Source organism: Photobacterium indicum (assembly GCF_003026215.1).
Lineage (GTDB): Bacteria > Pseudomonadota > Gammaproteobacteria > Enterobacterales > Vibrionaceae > Photobacterium > Photobacterium indicum.
Genome location: NZ_PYOC01000023.1, coordinates 1 through 1496 on the forward strand (window position 1 = coordinate 1; position 1496 = coordinate 1496).

At 44.0% G+C, this 1496-nt stretch carries 1 protein-coding gene; it reads right to left on the reverse strand.

Features of this window, described 5'->3' with window-relative positions:
- A partial coding sequence (locus tag C9J47_RS26755; RefSeq protein ID WP_107257101.1) for a hypothetical protein occupies positions 1-1496 on the reverse strand: 1496 nt, incomplete at both ends.

Consider the following 1496-nt stretch of genomic DNA (forward strand, 5'->3'; position numbering starts at 1 on the left):
CCATCCATCGCACCCTCAACAATTCCCGTCGAGGTTGATGCCGTACCATTCACACCGCCACCCGTTAACCCTGTTTCTAATAAGCGGTCAGTTTGTTCACCGATAGCGCCCTCGATACCATCACCAATACCGCCAACGGCATCAACTAAATCATCATTGCCTTGCTTGTATTGGTCGCGCAATTCACGCCAACGACTTTCGCCTTGAGCATCACTGTTTGCCAAGGCTGCTAATAATTGGTCGGTACGTTTTGAGGATTGGGATTCATTGACAACTAACGTTTCATTAATTGCATCGAGCTTGTTATTCCCCGAACCTAATTGATTGTTCATTTGGGCGAGTTTGTCATTAACCGACTTTAATTCATTGTCTGTCACTGAATTATCACCAAGGCCAGCCGTTAATTGTTCTATATTAGCCAGTAAGTCAGTTTGTTTTTTGGTTTCATCAAATTGCGCGAAGGCTTTATCTAACTGGGCTTTATTTGCAGCCGTTAATTCATCAGTATTGGTTTGAGTCAAACGCTTAATATCATCTAATAAATTATTATTACGCTCAGATTTTTTATCTAATTCAGGAATGCCGACACCAAAACTATCACTTAATTCTGCCATTTTATCGGCAATGATTTTTTGATAGGCCGTTTGTTCATCAGATTTCGCGCCCAAGCTATCGGCAGTATTTTTAATATCAGATAGGGCATTTTTATTTGAGACTTTCAGTGCATCAATATTGCCACCCAAGCCACTGGTTAACGCTGATATGGAATCAAGACTAGAGCTTAAATTACGACGACTTGTAGCCGCAGAATTAAACTCACTGGCATTGAAACTTTTTAAGCTGCTAATGCTATTTAATACAGGTCGAAGGTCAGCGGGTTCGGCATCTTTACCGTTTAAACCATCAACACCGTCTTTACCCGACGCACCGCGTTTACCATCAAGGCCATTAATACCGTTACTGCCATTTGTGCCGTCAATACCATCACGCCCATCAGCACCGTTTATTCCATCTTTTCCATTAATACCACCTATGCCATCAGTACCTTTTTCCCCATCGATACCATCAACGCCATCTTTGCCAGCTTCTCCCGTATCGCCTTTATCTCCCTTATCTCCCTTGTCGCCTTTTTCGCCTTTGTTACCATCCCCGCCAGACGTACCGCCACCGGAAGACGAACCACCACCACTTGAGCCACCGCCTGTATTACCACCATCGCCGCCAGTACCCGAACCACCACCGCAAGCATCCCCCGTACAAGGTTTATTAATTGGCACTGAGTCACACCCGCCTAAAATAGCTTTCGCCTGATTACTACAAGAATAACTGTGCGTATTTTTATAGCCGACGGGCGGATTGTCTATACAAGCACTAATAGCGTTACTTAACGCGTTTTGACCAGAAGCCGTATCACAATATTTAGATTCAGGCTCACCACAAGTACCCCCTGAATTTAATTCCTCCCCAGAAGGGCACGCATTTTTCTTATAAAAAGA